The 19,409-nt window shown below is 66.8% G+C and carries 15 protein-coding genes; 13 read left to right on the top strand and 2 right to left on the bottom strand.

Translation table 11 applies throughout. From position 1 onward, the window contains the following. Positions 1 to 168: 168 nt before the first annotated feature. The 11 genes from ABW18_RS08010 to ABW18_RS07960 all read left to right on the top strand — a co-directional run bounded on the left by ABW18_RS08010 (position 169) and on the right by ABW18_RS07960 (position 14,847). A complete protein-coding gene (locus ABW18_RS08010; RefSeq protein ID WP_049698424.1) occupies positions 169 to 954 on the top strand; it encodes an electron transfer flavoprotein subunit beta/FixA family protein in 786 nt (261 codons plus the stop codon). An 83-nt stretch (positions 955 to 1,037) separates the two neighbouring features. Further along, positions 1,038 to 1,991: an electron transfer flavoprotein subunit alpha/FixB family protein gene (locus ABW18_RS08005; RefSeq protein ID WP_049698423.1), complete on the top strand. Its 954-nt coding sequence runs from the start codon at positions 1,038 to 1,040 to the stop codon at positions 1,989 to 1,991. Positions 1,992 to 2,103: 112 nt separating this feature from the next. Next, entirely contained in the window at positions 2,104 to 3,006 is a 903-nt protein-coding gene (locus tag ABW18_RS08000; protein ID WP_049698422.1) for a GNAT family N-acetyltransferase, read from the top strand. 7 nt (positions 3,007 to 3,013) lie between these two features. Beyond that, the gene (locus tag ABW18_RS07995) at positions 3,014 to 3,943 is read left to right on the top strand and encodes a lysophospholipid acyltransferase family protein (RefSeq protein WP_049698621.1); all 930 of its coding nucleotides are present in this window, start codon (positions 3,014 to 3,016) and stop codon (positions 3,941 to 3,943) included. 126 nt (positions 3,944 to 4,069) lie between these two features. Then, positions 4,070 to 4,579, top strand: coding sequence for a DUF4334 domain-containing protein (locus tag ABW18_RS07990; RefSeq protein WP_049698421.1), 510 nt, complete (start codon positions 4,070 to 4,072; stop codon positions 4,577 to 4,579). A 255-nt stretch (positions 4,580 to 4,834) separates the two neighbouring features. Next, entirely contained in the window at positions 4,835 to 6,295 is a 1,461-nt protein-coding gene (locus tag ABW18_RS07985) for an MFS transporter (RefSeq protein ID WP_049698420.1), read from the top strand. A gap of 8 nt (positions 6,296 to 6,303) precedes the next feature. After that, positions 6,304 to 9,849, top strand: coding sequence for an ATP-binding protein (locus tag ABW18_RS07980; protein ID WP_049698419.1), 3,546 nt, complete (start codon positions 6,304 to 6,306; stop codon positions 9,847 to 9,849). A 146-nt stretch (positions 9,850 to 9,995) separates the two neighbouring features. After that, positions 9,996 to 11,372: an FAD-binding oxidoreductase gene (locus ABW18_RS07975; protein ID WP_049698418.1), complete on the top strand. Its 1,377-nt coding sequence runs from the start codon at positions 9,996 to 9,998 to the stop codon at positions 11,370 to 11,372. Positions 11,373 to 11,447: 75 nt separating this feature from the next. Then, positions 11,448 to 12,656 carry a cysteine desulfurase family protein gene (locus ABW18_RS07970; RefSeq protein ID WP_049698417.1) on the top strand — a complete coding sequence of 403 codons (1,209 nt, stop codon included), beginning with the start codon at positions 11,448 to 11,450 and terminating at the stop codon, positions 12,654 to 12,656. Continuing rightward, positions 12,656 to 13,801, top strand: coding sequence for a tRNA 2-thiouridine(34) synthase MnmA (gene mnmA / locus ABW18_RS07965; protein WP_049698416.1), 1,146 nt, complete (start codon positions 12,656 to 12,658; stop codon positions 13,799 to 13,801). Before ABW18_RS07970 ends, mnmA begins: the two co-directional genes overlap by 1 nt. An 11-nt stretch (positions 13,802 to 13,812) precedes the next feature. Then, on the top strand, positions 13,813 to 14,847 hold the full coding sequence (locus tag ABW18_RS07960) for a uroporphyrinogen decarboxylase/cobalamine-independent methonine synthase family protein (protein WP_049698415.1): 1,035 nt from the start codon (positions 13,813 to 13,815) through the stop codon (positions 14,845 to 14,847). A gap of 156 nt (positions 14,848 to 15,003) precedes the next feature. Here ABW18_RS07960 and ABW18_RS07955 read toward each other — a convergent pair whose 3' ends face one another. After that, the gene (locus tag ABW18_RS07955; RefSeq protein ID WP_049698414.1) at positions 15,004 to 15,387 is read right to left on the bottom strand and encodes an MmcQ/YjbR family DNA-binding protein; all 384 of its coding nucleotides are present in this window, start codon (positions 15,385 to 15,387) and stop codon (positions 15,004 to 15,006) included. 66 nt (positions 15,388 to 15,453) lie between these two features. Between ABW18_RS07955 and ligA the strand changes: the two genes are divergently transcribed. Then, the gene (ligA, locus tag ABW18_RS07950; protein ID WP_049698413.1) at positions 15,454 to 17,574 is read left to right on the top strand and encodes an NAD-dependent DNA ligase LigA; all 2,121 of its coding nucleotides are present in this window, start codon (positions 15,454 to 15,456) and stop codon (positions 17,572 to 17,574) included. On the opposite strand, the gene ABW18_RS07945 is transcribed toward ligA, so the two are convergent. Next, complete coding sequence (locus ABW18_RS07945; RefSeq protein ID WP_049698412.1) at positions 17,504 to 18,454, bottom strand: LysR family transcriptional regulator; 951 nt, start codon at positions 18,452 to 18,454, stop codon at positions 17,504 to 17,506. The genes ligA and ABW18_RS07945 overlap by 71 nt on opposite strands. Before the next feature lie 75 nt (positions 18,455 to 18,529). Between ABW18_RS07945 and ABW18_RS07940 the strand changes: the two genes are divergently transcribed. Then, positions 18,530 to 19,309 carry an SDR family oxidoreductase gene (locus tag ABW18_RS07940; RefSeq protein ID WP_049698411.1) on the top strand — a complete coding sequence of 260 codons (780 nt, stop codon included), beginning with the start codon at positions 18,530 to 18,532 and terminating at the stop codon, positions 19,307 to 19,309. The last annotated feature ends 100 nt before the right edge of the window (positions 19,310 to 19,409 follow it).

The following is a 19,409-nucleotide window of genomic DNA, read 5'->3' as shown; positions in this document are numbered from 1 at the left end:
AGTCGCTTCGCCTGGCCGCACTTGTCGCATCCCGCCCGTTCGAACGCCGCCATAGTGTGAGGTAGGCGATGTTCTAAGGCAAAATAGGAGACGCTAAAGTGGGTGGAGACCGATGGCCTTACCCGCCGGTAAGTTGCCGAACCCGACGCAGGAGGTCGACGTAGACCCATGACAAACATTGTCGTTCTGATCAAGCAGGTTCCGGACACCTGGTCCGAGCGAAAGCTCTCCGAGACCGACTACACGCTCGATCGCGAGGCCGCTGACGCCGTGCTCGACGAGATCAACGAGCGCGCGGTCGAGGAAGCGCTGCAGATCAAGGAGGCCAACGGAGGCGAGGTCACCATCCTCACCGCAGGTCCCGAGCGTGCCACCGAAGCCATCCGCAAGGCACTGTCGATGGGTGCCGACAAGGCCATCCACATCAAGGACGATGCGCTGCACGGTTCGGACGCGGTTCAGACCGCGTACGTGCTCGCCCGCGCACTCGGCACCGTCGAGGGTGTCGAGCTGGTCATCGCAGGTAATGAGGCCACCGACGGTCGCGTCGGTGCGATCCCCGCGATGATCGCCGAGTACCTCGAACTGCCGCACCTCACGCATCTGCGCAAGCTGACCGTCGAGGGCGAGTCTCTCAAGGGTGAGCGCGAGACCGACGACGGCATCTACCACGTCGAGGCCGAGCTTCCCGCGATCGTCAGCGTCAACGAGAAGATCAACGAGCCGCGCTTCCCGTCCTTCAAGGGCATCATGGCCGCCAAGAAGAAGGAAGTTCAGGTCGTCGGCCTCGCCGAGATCGACGTCGAGCCTTCCGATGTGGGCCTCGAGAATGCGGGCACGACCGTCACCAGCTCGACCCCGAAGCCTCCGAAGACCGCGGGTGAGCGTGTCACCGACGAGGGCGACGGCGGCGTGAAGGTTGCCGAGTACCTGGTCGGCCAGAAGATCATCTAGGCGCCGAACGCACCGAGACCACCTCACCGGCCCGCGCAGTCGACAGACTCGCCGCAGGCCACCAGACATCCAGGAGCAAAACAATGGCAGAAGTACTCGTTCTGGTCGAACAGGACGCCGAGGGCGCCCTCAAGAAGGTGACCAACGAACTGATCACCGCCGCTCGTGCACTCGGTACGCCGTCGGCCGTCGTGGTCGGCGCACCCGGTGGCGCCGACGGCATCATCGACGACCTCAAGGCCGCCGGTGCCGAGAAGATCTACGTCGCCGAGTCCGACGACGCCGCCAACTACCTGATCAGCCCCAAGGTCGACGTCCTGTCGTCGGTCGCTGAGCAGGCATCGCCCGCGGGCATCCTCGTCGCGGCCAACGCCGACGGCAAGGAGATCGCAGGCCGTCTTGCCGTGCGTCTCGGCTCGGGCGTGCTCGCCGACGTCGTCGACGTCAAGGAAGGCGCTGTCGGCGTCCACTCGATCTTCGGTGGCGCGTTCACCGTCGACGCGCAGGCCAAGGGCGACACCCCGATCTTCTCCGTGCGCCCCGGTGGCGTCGAGGCCGCACCGCAGGCTGCTGCGGGCGAGCGCGTCGACGTCGAGGTCCCGGCGCAGGAGGGTGGCGTGAAGATCACCAAGGTCGAGCCGAACGTCGGTGGCGACCGTCCGGAGCTCACCGAGGCGTCGATCGTCGTCTCCGGTGGTCGTGGCGTCGGAAGCGCCGAGAAGTTCTCCGTCGTCGAGGAACTCGCCGACTCGCTCGGTGCCGCTGTCGGCGCCTCGCGTGCCGCCGTCGACTCGGGCTACTACCCGGGCCAGTTCCAGGTCGGTCAGACCGGTAAGACCGTGTCGCCGCAGCTCTACGTCGCCCTGGGCATCTCGGGCGCCATCCAGCACCGCGCAGGCATGCAGACCTCGAAGACGATCGTCGCCGTCAACAAGGATGAGGAAGCACCGATCTTCGAGATCTCTGACTTCGGCATCGTCGGCGACCTCTTCAACGTCGCACCGCAGCTGACCGAAGAGGTCAAGAAGCGCAAGTGATCTCGACAAGCTCGATCAGCGGTTAATCGCTCGATCAGCGGGCCCGCTGGTTGAGCCTGTCGAAACCACCCACAGCGATCCCCGACCCACCTGGGCCGGGGATCGCTGCTTTCTGTTCACCGAGCGCGCCCCGACACGTCACGCGCACGTAGCAGGCCGGTCGTTGCGACTGGCTTTCATCTGGGGCATGACAGACGTACTGGACACCCGCGGTGTTGCACACAGCCGCACCCTGGTCGATGCCGGGCGCCTGCGGATCGTCCTCACCGAGTGCCCGGAGCTGATCGACGCCGTCCAACGGCTCCGCTACGACGTCTTCGCCGCAGAGCCGGGCTTCTCCGATCAGATCGGCGACCCGACAACCCGCCGCGACGCCGACCACGTCGACGACTTCGCCGAGCACCTCGTCGCCATCGACGACGTGTACGGCGTCCTCGGCTGCGCCCGACTGCTCGCACCGCCGCGAGCCATCGCCGCGGGCGGCTGGTACTCGGCAACCGAGTTCGACCTGACCGAGATCAACGAGATCGGCGGGTCGGTCGTCGAGATGGGTCGCGCATGCGTGGCGCCGGGCCATCGCCACGGCGCGATCACCGCGCTGCTCTGGGCCGCGGTGCTGCGATACCTCGACGATGCGGACTACCGCTACCTGATGGGCTGCGTCTCGGTTCCGCTCGGTGGCCCCGGTGAGGAACTGCGGGGTTCGACGCTGCGCGGCGTCCGCGACCACGTGCTCGCCCGCCACCGGGCGCCGTGGCGAACCTTCCCGCTGCACACCCCACTGATCGACGGCCGCACCCTCGGCGAGATCGAGCCACCGTCGACTCTCACCCTCCCGCCGCTGCTGCGTGCCTACCTACGCCTCGGCGCGACGGTGTGCGGTGACCCGGCGGTCGACGAGATCTTCGACGTCGGCGACTTCGTCACGATCATCGACCGCGAACACGCCAACACCCGCTACCTCGACAGACTTCGTGCGACAGGCGCGCGACTCGCAGTATCTCCCCGAGAGTGAGGTTCGTATGACGGCCGCAGCGATCATCAGCCCTCCGACGTCCGCCGGACAACTGTCAACGCAGACAGTGGCGCCCACAGTGCATCCTGCTCCCGCCCACGACTCCACGTCACCTGCGACCGGTACTCCTCGTCACGCGTGGTACCCGGCCAGCCCGTGCGGTGACCTCTGCCACGCCGACAATCCGTTCGCCCCGGCGAATGTGTTCGTCGTCGCGATTCGGGTCGCGCTGCTCGCGGCATCGACGGCCGTCGTCCTGCTGGTGGGGTCGCTCATGGTGTTCCTGCCGCGCCTCCTGCGTCGGGCATACATCCGCACGAGTGCGCGAACCCTGCTGTGGTCGGTGGGGGTTCGAGTGGTGATCGACGATCGTCGACCGTTCTCCGCGAGCACCCGTGGGCTCGTGGTCTCCAATCACATCTCATATCTCGACATCCTCGCTGTCGCCGTCGTCAACCCGGCTCGGTTCGTCGCCAAATGCGACGTGATGTCGATGCCCGTCGTGTCGACGCTCGCTCGGCGGCTCGGAATCATCTCGATCGACCGCGGCTCGCTGCGTACCCTGCCCGCAACCGTCGATCGGGCGGTGGCAGAACTGCAGGCCGACAACTCGGTGGCGGTCTTCCCGGAGGGCACCACGTGGTGCGGACGTGCCCGCGGTGACTTCCGACCCGCGTTCTTCCAGGCGGCGATCGACGCCGGAGTGCCTGTCATTCCGCTGCACGTTGAATTCGAAGTCTCCGGAATGGTCACGGCCGCACCAGGTTTCATCGGCGACGATTCGCCCGCCGACACGCTGCGACGCGTGCTGCGCACCCGCGGTCTCGCGGTGCGCGTCCAGGTGCACGAGTCTCAACTTCCCGGTTCGGACCGCCGTGAACTCGCCGAACGCTGCGCCGAACTCGTCGGAGGGGTTCCCGCGCACGCTCATCCGTGAGTTGGCGACGGGCACGAACGGCGGCACTCGCGCCGGTGACTGCGGACACACCCGATCGCTCGATCCGATACGGTGAGAAAAAGCCGCGCCGTGTGTATCGGTGCGCCCAGCCGTCGGGGAGATTTCGTGACCGTGAGTTCGCAGACACCTACCGAGAACGCTGTCGACGCACGCCGCGAGGCCGCACGGGCGCGGTTCGTTGAGCTGCGTGCCGCTCGCAGCACCATCGCCGACGCCGACCTCGACGCGGTCTGGGCCGACCTGGAGACACTCAGACCGGCAGACATGCTCGGGAGTTGGCGCGGTGGCGAGTTCGCCACCGGGCATGCGATGAACGGGCTACTGACCAAGATCGGTTGGCACGGTAAGAACTTCATCTCGCTCAGTGAGGTGCAACCGCTGGTATGTCGCAACGAATCGGGTGAGCTGTATTCCAACACCCGCGTCGGTAAGGGTGAAGCGTCGCTGTGGACCATCGAGTTCCGCGGCGAGGTCACTGCGTCGATGGTCTACGACGGCCAGCCGGTGATCGACCACTTCAAGCGCGTCGACGACACCACGGTGATGGGCATCATGAACGGCACCGGCGGCCTCATCGGCGGCCGCCATTTCTACTTCTACCTCGAACGTGACTGAGTTCTGAGCGTCGACGCTCCAACCACATCTGCGCCGTAATTACCCGCGTCAAGAAGTCGACAAGGGATCGCCAAGCGCGTCATCGCACTCTGTCGTCGTCCCTGAAGGATCGACACAAAGGCAGAAGTCATGGCGCAGACGAAACGCAGTCACAGGCCACACATTCGTACAGCACACGCTCACGCAACCGGCTCCAGCTGGCGGCCCGACAGCCCCGCCGACGTTGTAAAGCCGAGGTGGACGCCGGTCCAGCGCGTGACGCTCGCCGTGGTGTGTGTGGCAACCGCGATGCTCATGCTCGACATCGCGGTGGTCAACACAGCGCTCCCCGCGATGGCACGCGAGTTCGACGCGGGGATGACCTCGCTCAAATGGGTGATCGATGGATACACGCTGGCGTTGGCGACGATCGTTCTCAGCGCAGGTGCATGGGCCGACCGCATCGGCCGACGCCGCGTCTTCGTCGTCGGCGCCGTGGTGTTCACCATCGGGTCCGCGGTCTGTGCGGCTGCGGGTGACATCGGCACCTTGAATGCCGCTCGTGTCGGCCAGGGGCTCGGCGCCGCGCTGCTGTTTGCCTCGTCACTTGCGTTGCTGGCGAACGCATTTCCCGGGAAAGAGGAACGGACCAAGGCATTGGCGGCCTATGGGGCGACCATCGGAGCGTCGTTCGCTGTGGGGCCACTGCTCGGCGGCGTCCTCACCGACTGGATCGACTGGCGCGCGATCTTCGTCGTCAACATTCCGCTGGGGATTGCAATGGTCTACGCGACACGCTGGATCGACGAGTCCGCGAGTAGTTGTCCGCGACGGGGCGACGTCTGGGGTCAGCTCAGCGTTGTTCTCGCGCTGGGTGCGCTGACCTATGGACTCGTCGAAGCCAACGCGCGCGGTTGGGCGGATGCGGTCACCCTGAGCGCATTCGGCATCGCCGGGATCGCGCTCGTTGCGTTCATCGTCGTCGAATCCGTTGTCGCGCAACCTATGCTGCCGCTGCGCATGTTCACCAACCCTGCCTTTACGGGAGCTCAGGTCGCGACGTTCGCGATCAGTGCGTCGATGTTCGCCGTGTTCGTGTACGTGACCATCTACCTGCAGGGGGTGCTCGGGATGTCGGCGATCGCCGCGGGCCTCGTGTATCTGCCGGGGACGATGGTCATGCTCGTCGTCGCGGGTCTCACCGATCGCGTCGTCGGACGCGTCGCGCCCTGGGTGCTGCTCTCGACGGCCCTGGTCGCGGTCGCCGCCGGACTGGTCTGGATGACGCGTGCCGGCGAGCACAGCAGTGGCTGGATCATGGTGCCCGGCTTTCTCGTGGCCTGCGTCGGTGCGGGTGTGTTCAATCCCGTGATGAGCGGGGTGGTGTTGGCCGAGGCAGCGCACGACGACGCGGGTCTTGCCGCCGGTGTCAACGATGTCTTCCGTCAGTCGGGAATCGCGCTCGGCGTGGCAGCACTGGGTGCGGTATTTCCCGCGGTGTCGGTCTTGAACGGCGGACAGCCCGCCGCCTACGTCGACGCGCTCGGCCGCGCGTTGTGGATCAGCGCCGCGATCGCGGCACTCGGTGCGGTCGTGGTGATCGTGGCAATGCGGTCGGCGCGTGCGAGTGTCGATGCTGTCGGGTCGGTCGATCCGGCTCAGACAGCCAACATCGTTGCGATGCCGGTCGTACACTCGAAATCGCCGTTTTTCCGACATTCCGGTCCACAGGTGTGAGGGGAGAGATGCGGGAGTATCTGATCCTCGGTCCCCTCGAGGTGCGTCGCGCGGGCGAGACAGTCGACCTGGGATCGCCCAAGCAGCGAATCGTCCTGGGCGCGTTGATCCTTGCGCGCGGCGCGGTGGTGTCGGTTGATCGGCTGATCGATTCGGTGTGGGGCACGCATCCGCCGCCCGCCGCAACGACGAGCCTGCAGGCCTACATCTCCAATCTGCGGCGCGCGCTGCGGGGCGAGTCCGGTGGGCCGTCGCCCATCGAGAGGGTCAATCCCGGATATCGACTGACCATCGCCGACGACTCCGTCGACCTTGTCGAGTACCTCGCGCTCGCGCGCAGGATTCGCGACGAGGTCGACGGCGCTCGTTGGCATGACGCACTGCAACTCTGCGAACAGGCACGCCGACTGTGGCGTGGACCCCTGTTGGCAGATATGGCCGACGAGAAGTGGGTTGGCGCCGATTCCGTTGCGGCGTCCGAAACTCGACTTTCCGTCACGGAGGCGCACATCACGACGCTGCTCGCACACGGCGACACCGGTCAGGCGCTCACCGAGACAGCGGCGTTGCGCGCGCTCGATCCGCTCCGCGATCGTGCTGTCTGGTTGCACATGATGGCGCTCTACCGTGCGGGCCGAGGTGCCGATGCGCTCGCGGCCTACACAGAGCATGTTCGACGACTCGACGACGAACTGGGCCTCGACCCGGGCAACGAACTGCGCGATCTGCAGGGCGCCATTCTGCGCCACGACGCCGAAATCGCCGCGTGGCCGCGCGCGCCCCGCTGGTCGGGGGCCGGCACGGTGCCCTCGCCGATCACCGGGATCGATGCCGACAACTCTGATGCCGAAAATCCTGCTGCGCCAGGGGTCGGCGCACGCGACGCATACGCCGGGGCTCCGGACGTCACTGCCGCCGTTGAAGGAGTGGCGGCCGAGCCGGAAGGCACCCTTGTCGGACGTGATGCGCAGAGGCGCACGCTGGCAACGCTTTTCGTCGACGACCGGGGTCCGATCACGCGATGGCTCGCGCTGTGGGGTGCGGCAGGGATCGGGAAGACCAGGCTCGCCGAAGAGGCAGCTCGAATGGCGTCGGCCAACGGCGACGTCGTCGTGTGGGTGAGATGTCCTGATTCCCAGGGCATTCCGGCGTGGTGGCCGATGCGTCAACTGTGCCGCGGACTGAACGCCGACGCCGACTCGGTGTTGTCGGTTCCACCCGGCGTCGACGCCGACGCCGCACGGTTCGCTGTGTACGAACGTGTACAGGCACTCCTCGAGTCACGCGCTGCATCGCGACCGGTCACCGTCATCGTCGACGACGCGCAGTGGGCGGATCCGATGTCGATAGACCTGCTGGTCTACCTGACCACGTTGCAGCGGGTGGCGGTGCGGGTGGTCGTCACGGTGCGAGACGAGGAGGGCGGGCCTGCGATCGCTCGCCTGCGTTCGGCGATGGTGCGGGCAGGGGGTCGTGTCGTGGATGTTCCCGCGTTGGCACGCCACGAGGTCACGGCATTGGTACGAGAGATATCCGACGTCGAGCTCTCGCAGGGCGAGCTCGACGAGCTCGTCGACCGCACCGGCGGTAACCCGCTCTTCGTCACAGAGTATGCGCGGCTGCCGGATTCGCAACGCCGAGAAGTCGTTCCGGCTGCCGTCCGTTCGGTACTCGATCGACGCCTCGCCTCGCTCGACCCCGCGACACGTGAGGTCGTCGGCTATGCCGCTGTCATCGGCGGTGGCGACATCGACGTCCCTCTTCTCGCTCAGGTGATGGACCGTGATGTCGACGAGGTCGCCGACTGCATCGACGACGCCGTCGACGAGCGGATAGTGGTGACCGACGCTGGACACGGGCGTGCCGTGTTCGGGCACGCGTTGCTGCGCGAAGAAGCGATGGCGGGCATCAAAACGTTGCGGCGCTGCAGAATTCACCTGCGGACAGCCGACGTGCTCGCGCCGTCGACGGATTCGGCTTCGTTGGCGCGGCGGGCCGGTCATCTCCTGCGAGCCCTGCCGTTGGCCGAGGTCGCCGACGTGATCGAGGCGTGTCGTCGAGTCGCGGCCGACGCGACGTCACGATGGGATTCGATCAACGCCGCGTACTGGCTCGATGCCGCTCTACGCACATATGAGGCGTCCGATCAGGCGGTGGCCGACGTCGCAATGCGTGATGCCCTGCTCGTCGACCTGCTCGACGCCCATTTGCGTGCCGGAAACGTCGCGACGGTGCTCGAGATGGTGGGCGAACGGCTGACGGACGCGATGCGTTCGGGGAGTCCGCAGACGGCTGGACGTCTCGCCGCCACGTTGATCAGGTCCGGCGGGGGATGGCCGTGGGTTGCGCCGGGAACCGAGACCGGCCCGCTCCAGGACATCTTGACGACCGTCGGTGAGTTCACCGACGGCGACGCCGCGAGCAGCGCACGGGTATTGGGCGCGTTGGCCGTTGGCACCTGCTACAACCGCGACGCGGCGATTCCTGCGACGCTTCTCGCCCGTGCGGAGGTGCTCGCGCGCCGGCTCGATGATTCCGACGTGCTCGCCGACGTCATGGTCGCGCGCCTGCTCACGTACTCCGGTGTCGCCGATCGGGCACAGGAGGCGGTCGCACTCGGTGTCGCCATTCGCGAACTTCCGCATGCGTCATCGGCGCTCGATGAGGTGATCGTCGATTCCGTGCTGTCGATGGCGACGATGACACTCGGCGACCTTGACGCCGCCGAACGGCACCTACGGCGCGGGATCGTCGGCAGCGAACGAATGCGCCTACCGATACTGCGCGCACAACTGCGGTGGATGGAGGCGGCCATCGCGGTGTGGCATGGTGAATTCGACCGTGCGCGTACGCATTTCGAGACGGCGTACGCGGTCCACCAGCAGACGCAACTCTACGTCGCAGGTAGTGGTGCGCTCGCGATGATGGCGATGGCAACGCAGGAGGGGATGTTCGAGCAGATCGTCGACGACGTCCTGGGAATCGATGGAAGCGACCGCCTGGAGTGGGTGCGCTCCGTGGTGTCCGGTGCGCCGGGCAATTCCGTTGCGACGCTGCTGGCCTCGGGCGTCGCCACCGTTGCGGGTATCCACGGAGACGTCGACCTCGCGATCACGATGATCGACGCCTGGCTGGTGGAGCGAGAACCCATGATGTGGACGTCGCTCGCGCAGGCAGTGATCCTGGCCGGCGTCGTCGTCGAACTCGAATTGACCGATCGCGCAGAGCCCTTCATCGAGTACCTCGGTCGATTCACGCGCTGCATCGCCACCGTGGGGCAGGTCGGGTGCATCGGCCCGGTCGACCTCGCCCTCGCGGAGTTGTATTTCCTGATCGGCGACGACGACGCCGCTATCGAAGCGCTCGGGCGTGCGCGAGAATTGTCCGAGACCCAGGCCAGTACGCCAGGGGTACTGCGGTGTCGGATGGCCGCGGCATCCCGCGCGCCCGCAGGAGCGCGGCGTGAGCGCGAGCTCGCCGATATCTCCGCGCTCGCTGCTGCTGCCGGCATGAGCGCACTCGCTTCGGCGGCGACCGCTGGGCGCATTGTCTGACCTGCACGAATTGGTGTGCGCTGAACGATGGACATCGGCTGGTGTGCACTCCAAGAAGACCGCAAGATCATCCCAAGGGTGTGCCGACATCGTGTGAGTGCGGCCGGATCAGCCGGTCGCCACGTGCACATTCGAGGAGCATCGCCATGACCCAGACACCGACAGGGATCGACCAAGCCGACATCGCGGGTTTGCGCGCCAGGATTCGCGGAAATGTCTTCCGTCCCACCGAGGAGGGCTACGCGACCGTGAGCTTCAACGCCTCGGTGTCGAGGCGCCCGTGGGCGGTCGTCGACGCGGCAGGCAGCGACGATGTCGCCGCGGCAGTCGCGTTCGCCGCGGCTAACGACATGACGGTTGCCGTCCATGGCACTGGACACGGCGCGACGCCGATCGACGGACGGTCGTTGTTGGTCCGGACGGGTGCGCTCGACACGTGTGAGATCGACCCCGCAACGAGGACAGCACGGGTCGGTGCAGGCGTGCGCTGGCAGCGGGTCATCGAGGCGGCAGCGCAGTTCGGACTTGCGCCGCTGTGCGGATCGGCGCCGGGCGTTGGCGTAGCGGGATTTCTGTCCGGCGGCGGTATCGGGCCGCTCGTCCGGTCGGTCGGGGTGTCGTCGGATTATGTGCGCGCCATCGAGATGGTCACCGGTGACGGGCGCCTCCGGCGGGTCAGCGCCGATGCAGATCCCGATCTGTTCTGGGGTTGCCGCGGCGGGAAGGCCACGCTCGGCATCGTCACGGAGTTGGAGATCGAATTACTGCCGATCGCGGAATTCTATGGCGGCGCAGTCTATTTCGACGGAGCTGACGCGGCGGCGGTGCTCGCGGCATGGCAACGATGGACACAGGATCTTCCTCGCGAGGCGTCGACGTCGATCGCGCTCCTGCGGCTGCCCGACATGCCGGGGGTTCCGCCGATGCTCGCGGGCAAGCTCACTGTCGCCGTGCGCTACGCCAGCGTCGCCGATGCTGACACTGCGGCGTCGACCTTCGCGCCGATGCGCGCGGTGGCGACCCCGATTCTCGACGCGGTGGGCACGATGCCCTACGCCGCCGTCGGCATGATCCATGCCGACCCCACCGACCCGAAGCCTGCGTACGAGAACGGCATGCTGCTGTCGGGGCTGCCCGACGACGCGGTGCGCACGCTGCTCGACCACGCGGGGCCCGAGGTCGCTTCGCCGCTACTGCTGGTGGAACTGAGGCTGCTCGGAGGGGCGTTCGCCGAGCAACGCGGACCCGACAGTGCGGTCTGCCACCGCGACGCCGCGCTCAATATGCACGTCGTCGGCGTCCTGGTGCCACCGATCGCCGACATCGTGCCCGGGCACGCCGACCGGCTGATCGGCGACATGTCGGAGTGGGCGACCGGCGGACGACTTCCCAACTTCACCGCCAGCGCCGACCCCGAGCGCGTCCGGTCCTGCTACGACGAGGAGACGGCCGCCTGGCTGGCGGCGCTCGCGCTCCAGCACGACCCCGGCGGGGTACTCGGTGTCGGCCAGGTCGCCCGCTGATCACCGGTCCGGTGCAACTCGGCTCCGCACGACGGAATTGGTCACGGGTGTTCGCGCGTTTATCCTTGAGTGCGTATGTCCACGTCATCCCGCGCCCCGGTCTACCTCGACAATGCCGCGACGACAGCTCTGCTGCCGGAGGCACTCGAGGCGATGACCGCCTGCTATCTCCAGCCGGGTAACGCGTCGTCGTTGCACGGTTCGGGTCGTCGTGCCCGGCGTCACCTGGAAGAAGCCCGCGAGACCGTCGCGTCGGCACTCGGTGCGCGGCCGTCGGAGGTGACCTTCACCAGCGGCGGCACCGAGGCCGACAACCTGGCGGTCAAGGGCATCTTTTGGGCACGTAGGAGAGGCGACGCGCAGCGTCGTCGAATCATGGTGTCCGCGGTCGAGCACCACGCCGTGCTCGACGCCGCGCAGTGGTTGGCCGACAACGACGGCGCCGAACTCGTCGTGATCCCGGTCGACGCCGAGGGCGCGGTGTCGGTTGCGCACGTGCGTGCCGAGCTCGAGCAGCACGCGGCGCAGACCGCACTGATCTCGGTGATGTGGGCCAACAACGAAGTCGGAACGATCCAGCCGGTCAGTGAGATCGCGGCTCTCGGCATCGAGTTCGGCGTCCCCGTGCATTCCGACGCCGTGCAGGCGGCCGGTCACGTCCCCGTCGACTTCGCGGGCAGCAAGCTCTCCGCCATGAGTATCGCCGGGCACAAGTTTGGTGGACCGTACGGATGTGGCGCGCTGCTTCTCGGGCGCGACGTCGAGTGTGTTTCGTTGCAGCACGGTGGCGGACACGAGCGGGATCTGCGATCGGGCACCCAGGACGTGCCGGGGATCGTCGGCCTTGCTGCTGCACTGCGACGGTCGGTCGACACTCTCGACGAGACGCTGCCGCAGGTTTCAGCGATGCGTGATCGACTGTTCGACGTGCTGTTGTCCATCGATGGAGCCAGCGCCAACGGGCCTCGCGACGATCGTCGGCTACCCGGCAACGTGCACGTGTCTTTCGCGGGCTGCGAAGGGGATTCGCTGCTGATGCTCCTCGACGCCAACGGTGTTGAGTGCTCGACGGGTTCGGCATGTACCGCAGGCGTTGCCCAGGCCAGCCATGTGTTGCTCGCCATGGGGGTCAGCATGGCCGACGCGCGCGGGTCGCTGCGCTTCTCCCTCTCCCATTCCACGACCGACGCCGACATCGCGTCGGTCGCCGAGATCATCGGCGAGGTCGTCGACCGCGCCCGCGTCGCCGGACTGGTCTCGACTCCCGCAGGTAAGGGGAACTGATGCGCGTACTGGCAGCCATGAGCGGAGGAGTCGATTCGGCCGTCGCCGCAGCACGTGCCGTCGATGCGGGCCACGAGGTGGTCGGCGTGCATCTCGCGCTGTCGACGGCGCCGGGGGCCCTGCGCACCGGCTCTCGCGGATGTTGTTCACGTGAGGACGCCGACGATGCGCGACGCGCCGCCGACGTTCTCGGCATCCCGTTCTACGTCTGGGATTTCGCGGAGAAGTTCAAGGATGACGTGATCGACGAGTTCGTCGAGGCGTACGCAGCCGGCCAAACACCCAACCCGTGCCTGACCTGCAACGAGAAGATCAAGTTCTCCGCGCTCGCCGAAAAGGCGGTTGCGCTCGGTTTCGACGCACTGGCAACCGGTCACTACGCGCGACTCGCCGACGGCGAACTGCGTCGTGCCGTCGACGACGACAAAGACCAGTCGTACGTGCTCGCGGTTCTGACCCAGCAGCAGTTGTCGCGGGCGATGTTCCCGGTCGGCGACACCTCCAAGCCGCAGATCCGCGACGAGGCGGCGCGGCGCGGCCTGTCCGTCGCGTCGAAGCCGGACTCACACGACATCTGCTTCATCCCGACCGGCGACACCAGAGCCTTCCTCGGCGCACGAATCGGTGTGCGTCCCGGTGCCGTTATCGACGCCGACTCGGGCGAACGTCTCGCCGACCACGAGGGCGTCCACGGCTTCACCATCGGCCAGCGCAAGGGTCTCGGGATCGACGCACCCGCCGCGGACGGGCGTCCGCGCTACGTCACCGACATCGACCCCGAGTCCGGCACCGTGACCGTCGGGGCCGCAGAGAACCTGCAGGTCTGGTCGATCAGTGCCACCAAGGCCGTGTGGACATCCGGACATGTGCCGAGCGGCCCGATCGAGTGCATCGTGCAGGTGCGTGCGCACGGCGGACTCGCGCAGGCGGTCGCGACACCGGTCACCGGCGACGATGGACGCCCCGGGATCGACATCGAGTTGCGTGAGCCGCTGACCGGCGTCGCGCGTGGCCAGGCAGCCGTGCTGTACCTGCCCGACGCCGAGCGAGGCGATCTCGTCGTCGGCTCGGGTCGTATCGCGGGCACCTCGCACGTGCGTCGCAGCGACGCGGCGGTCGCGGGTGCGTCGTCGAGTGCGCACTGACCGGTGATGTGATGACGTCGCTGCCGACCGGTGTCGGTACGGGTGTCGGCTCGATGCCGGGCACCGATCCGACTGAGGCCGCGGCGATCGTGGGCGGCGAACTCGACTTCACCTACCTCGCGGAGTTGCCCGCACGTGGCATCGGAGCCGACATGGTCGGCCGGATGGGCACTTTGCTCGTCGACATGCCGATCGACGCGGGGCCGTGGGGCTACCGACTCGCGGCACGACCCTCGGCCGTCACCCGTGCGGCGTCGGACTACCTGCGATTCGACCTCGACGCGCTCGAAGAGCTTTGGGACACAGCGGGATTCATCGGTACCGGGCGTCAGGTCAAGGTCGCGGTGTGCGGACCCTTCACCTTCTCCGCCTCGGTCGAGCTGCCCAATGGGCACAAGGTGCTCCGCGATGCGGGCGCGTGGCATGACGTCGTCGAGTCGACGGCCGAGGGACTGCGCGAGCACGCCGCGGAGGTTGCCAGACGTCTGGGCGCGCAGGTGACCGTGCAACTCGACGAACCTCTGATCGGAGCCGTCCTCGACGGCACGGTGACCCCGCTGACCCGACTCGATCCGATCCGCGCGATCCCACTCCCCGAGGTAGTGGACGCGCTCGCGGGCATCGTCGAACAGGTGGGTAGACCGGCGATCGTGCACAACTGCGGGGCGCCACGCTGGGATCTGATCGGACGGTTGCGCGGCGTCGGACATTCGGTGGAGCTCGACGCCGCGATCTCGTCGGGGCCGGACGTACTCGACACCGAGACCCTCGACGGGATCGGTGAGCTGATCGAACGCGGCGATGTCCTCGTCGCGGGTGTGGTGTCGGCTCAGCGAGCCGACCGACGGGCCCGCGCCGAGACGGTCGCGAGCGGGTTGGCCGCGATCACCGATCGGATCGGACTGGATCGAAAAGTGTTGTCCGACAACGTTATCGCGACTCCGACGTGTGGTCTGGCCGGAGCCTCGCCTGCCTGGGCACGCACGGCCCTCGGCATCTGTGCACGCGCAGGGGAACTGCTGTCGGAGGACCCGCAGGCGCTGTGACGGCCGCGTGGGGGCTGGCGGCGTTGGGACTGGTGTGGGGTCCGGCGCTCACCTGAATGTGTGTCGTTTCGAAAGATGTGGGCGCTGCAGCACACACATCCTCGGATTCGACACACATTCAGCTCGGTGGGTCGGTCCGACAGCCGAGTCGACGCCTCAGAGCGGCGGCAGCTTGGCCAACGACTTCTTCGGCGCCACGTGACGGTAGCTCGCATCGAGAAGCTCGGCGACCTCGTCCCAGTCGGTCTTCTTGTCGAGAAGCATTCCGAGCCAGCCGTATACGCCGACGTACGCGGGCAGGAAGATCCGCGGATCGTCGACGAGGGCGTCGCGTTCGGCGTCGTCGGGGATGAACAGCAACGACTGGTCGTGGCGTTCGCCGCCCTTGATGCTGCCGCCGTACGTGCCGAACATCTTCCCGCAGCGGAACGTCGGACGGCCGTGCGCGACCACCTCGGTGGTGTCGGGTAGCGCGAGTGCGATTGCGCGCACCCGGCCGAGGAGCGGATCGGCGTCGTCGAACACGATGGGGTGCGGCATGAGTCGACGATAGGCGACGGTAGCCGAGCGGGAGGGCGTGTCGGTGCCCTTCGATAGTCTTTGAGGGTGGCACAAGACGTCGGAACCACGGATCCCACGACGAGGGACCCCAGCGCAGACCTGCGTGAGCAGTGGTCGAAGCTCGCCGAAGAGATTCGCGACCACCAGTTCCGCTATTACGTCAAGGACGCGCCGATCATCTCCGACGGCGAGTTCGACCGTCTCCTGCGTGAGTTGCAAGAACTCGAGGACACGCATCCCGAGCTCGCAACGCCCGATTCTCCGACCAAGTTGGTCGGCGGCGGATTCTCCACGGCGTTCACCCCGGTCGACCACCTCGAGCGGATGCTGTCGCTCGACAACGTCTTCGACGGCGACGAGATGCGTACGTGGGTCTCGCGGGTCGAGGAAGAAGTCGGTGTCGGCACCGAGTACCTGTGCGAACTCAAGATCGACGGCGTCGCGCTCGCGCTGGTCTACATCGACGGCGTGCTCGACCACGCCGTCACCCGCGGCGACGGACGCACCGGTGAAGACGTCACGCTCAACGCCCGCACCATCGAAGACGTCCCGGCGCGGCTGACCGCGACCGACGAGTACCCGATACCGCACGTGCTCGAAGTCCGCGGTGAGGTGTTCTTCCGCGTCGAGGATTTCGAGGCGCTCAACGCATCACTCGTCGACGACGGCAAGGCCCCCTTCGCCAACCCGCGCAACTCGGCGGCGGGTTCGTTGCGGCAGAAGAACCCGCAGATCACTGCGAAGCGTCGGCTCAGGATGATCTGTCACGGACTCGGCCACACCGAGGGCTGGAAGCCCAAGTCTCTGCACGACGCCTACCTCGCGATCGGGGCGTGGGGACTACCGGTGTCGACGCACACAACCAAGGTGTCGGGAGCCGACGCGATCCTCGACCGCATCGCGTACTGGGGCGAGCACAGGCACGACGTCGAGCACGAGATCGACGGCATCGTCGTCAAGGTCGACGACTTTGCCAAGCAGCGTCGGCTTGGCTCGACCTCCCGTGCACCTCGCTGGGCGATCGCCTACAAGTACCCGCCCGAGGAGGCCACCACCAAGCTCCTCGACATCAAGGTCGGCGTCGGCCGGACGGGCCGCGTCACCCCATTCGCCTTCATGGAACCGGTGTTGGTCGCAGGCTCGACGGTCTCGCGTGCCACGCTGCACAACGAGTCCGAGGTCCGTCGGAAGGGTGTGCTGATCGGCGACACGGTCACCATCCGCAAGGCAGGCGACGTGATCCCCGAGGTACTCGGGCCCGTGGTGGAGTTGCGCGACGGCAGCGAGCGTGCATTCGTGATGCCGGAGCGCTGCCCCGAATGCGGCTCCACGCTGCGGCCCGAGAAAGACAGCGACGCCGACATCCGTTGCCCCAACGCGAAATCCTGTCCCGCGCAGTTGCGTGAGCGGCTGTTCCACCTCGCGGGTCGCGGCGCCTTCGACATCGAAGCGCTCGGGTACGAAGCAGCGACAGCGCTGCTGGGTTCCGGAGTCATCGTCAACGAGGGCGACCTCTTCTCACTGACCGCCGACGACCTCGCCAAGGTCGACCTGTTCACCACCAAGGACGGCAAACTCTCGGCGAACGGCAAGCGTCTGCTCGTCAATCTGCAAGGCGCCAAGGATGTTCCGCTCTGGCGCGTGCTCGTCGCGCTGTCGATCCGCCACGTCGGACCCACCGCGGCGCGTTCTCTCGCAACCGAATTCGGCTCGCTGCAGGCGATCGAAGACGCGACGCCCGAGCAACTCGCCGACGTCGAGGGACTCGGCGGAACGCTCGCGCAGAGTATTCACGACTGGTTCGCCGTCGACTGGCATCGCGAAGTCGTCGAGAAGTGGCGTGCCGCAGGGGTTTCGATGGAAGACGAGCGCGATGAGTCCATCGTGCGCACGCTCGAGGGCAAGACCATCGTCGTCACCGGCTCGCTGCAGGACTTCTCCCGCGACGGCGCCAAGGAAGCAATCCTGGCGCGCGGCGGCAAGGCGTCGGGCTCGGTGTCGAAGAAAACCGACTACGTCGTCGTCGGCGATTCCCCGGGCAGCAAAGCTGCGAAGGCCGAACAACTCGGGGTGCCCGTGATCGACGAAGACGGTTTCAAGCACCTGCTGGAGACGGGGGAGGGGCCGGCGGCTGCCCTTCCGGAGTCCGACGCGGAGCCGAGTTGAGCAGTGAGGTCCTGAACTCCGAAACCGTGTGCGGGAGCCACAGCGCCTGCACAGGGGTCAGCGGCGGATCGTCGAAATCCTTGACGATGACTCGATTTTCGTGACTCGTGCCCACCGGATCGGTCACGAATGCGACAGCGTCGTCGTCGACGAGCACCGCCGTCGCGGGCGGCGCACCTTGGACGCGGCAGATGCGCAACGTCGGCTCCAAGCCGCCGCCGCGCAGGTGCGCGACCAGAAAGTCGGTGTAGAAGGAATGCCGTTCCGGTGCCCACACCACGATGGGCACGTCTAGGAGCGAGCTCACCGAGACGGTGTCCGCGTCGGCCAAGCGGTGGTCTGCTGCCATCGCCAGCCGCAACGGGTGGTAGGTGACGATCGACGACGTCAGTTGCGGTGGTGTCTCGACGCCTCGGCGCAACACCACATCGAGCTCGCCCGACAGTAATTGGTCGGTGAATCGATCGGGAAATGTCTTGACCAGCGTCACCGATACAGCGGGATGCAGCCGCAGTGCGGGTTCGACGAGCGCGAAGACCTCGTCGCTCGACAGGGCGGGCGAGTGTCCGATGGTGAATGCGTCGGGGACGCCCGCGGCTCGACGTCGGACCGACCGTGCGAGTTCGCGCGCGCCCGCGAGCAGTGGAAGCGCACCCTCGAGGAGATTCTCGCCTGCGGCGGTCAACACGAGGCGTCGACCTGTCCGGTCGAACAACGTCACGCCGACCTCGCGCTCGAGTTGTCTCAGCGCCGTCGATAGCGCCTGCTGGGTGAGGAACATCTGTTCCGCCGCCGCAGCCAGAGTCCCGGCCTGCGCGACCGCGACGAACTGTTCAAGTCGCCGGGTGTCCAGCGCGGCAGCGTCGTCCAACTCAGCCATAGCGCAAATCTTACTTGAGTAAGGTCCAGGAAGATCCGATTGAATTGGAGTTTTGGGATTCCTACCGTCGGAGGCATGACGCAGAATCAGAGCTCATCCGTTCTCACTCGCCCTCTCGACGGCAAGAGTGCCGTCGTGGCGGCAGGTGCGAAGAATCTCGGTGGACTCGTGTCGCGCGATCTCGCGGGACTCGGCGCCAACGTCGCCGTCCACTACAACAGCGATGCCAGCAGGCCGGAGGCGGAGAAGACCGCGGCCGCGGTCGAAGAACTGGGCGGCAAGGCGATCATTGTCCAGGGAGACCTCACCGCTCCTGCCGCGGTCGCCGCGCTCTTCGACGAGGCCGTCGGCGCATTCGGTGGCGTCGACATCGCGGTCAACACCGTGGGCAAAGTGCTTCGCAAGCCCATCGTCGAAACGACTGAGGCCGAATACGATTCGATGTTCGACATCAATGCGAAGGCTGCGTACTTCTTCCTGCAGGAAGCAGGAAAGCGGCTCAACGACGACGGTGCGATCATCACCATCGTCACGTCTCTGCTCGCGGCCTACACCGACGGCTACTCGACGTACGCCGGCGGTAAGGCGCCTGTCGAGCACTTCACCCGCGCGGCTTCCAAGGAGTTCGCCGATCGCGGCATCTCGGTCAACAACATCGGCCCCGGACCGATGGACACGCCGTTCTTCTATCCGCAAGAGACACCGGAGCGTGTGGAATTCCACAAGTCACAGGCGATGGGAAACCGGCTCACCCGAATCGAAGACATCGCGCCGATCGTGACCTTCCTTGCGACAGAGGGGCATTGGATCACCGGACAAACGATCTTCGCGAACGGCGGGTACACCACGCGCTGACCCGGTCAGACTGGATTCTGGCTGTACTTCCTCACCTGGCGCCGACGGATTGCTCGCGTGTCCGGGTGCCTGCCCGACCCGATTCATCAAGGGAGATGAC

The organism is Gordonia jacobaea, assembly GCF_001186365.1.
Taxonomy (GTDB): domain Bacteria; phylum Actinomycetota; class Actinomycetes; order Mycobacteriales; family Mycobacteriaceae; genus Gordonia; species Gordonia jacobaea.
The sequence above is the reverse complement of the archived record's forward strand: the minus strand, read 5'-3'. Positions and strand labels throughout refer to the sequence as shown.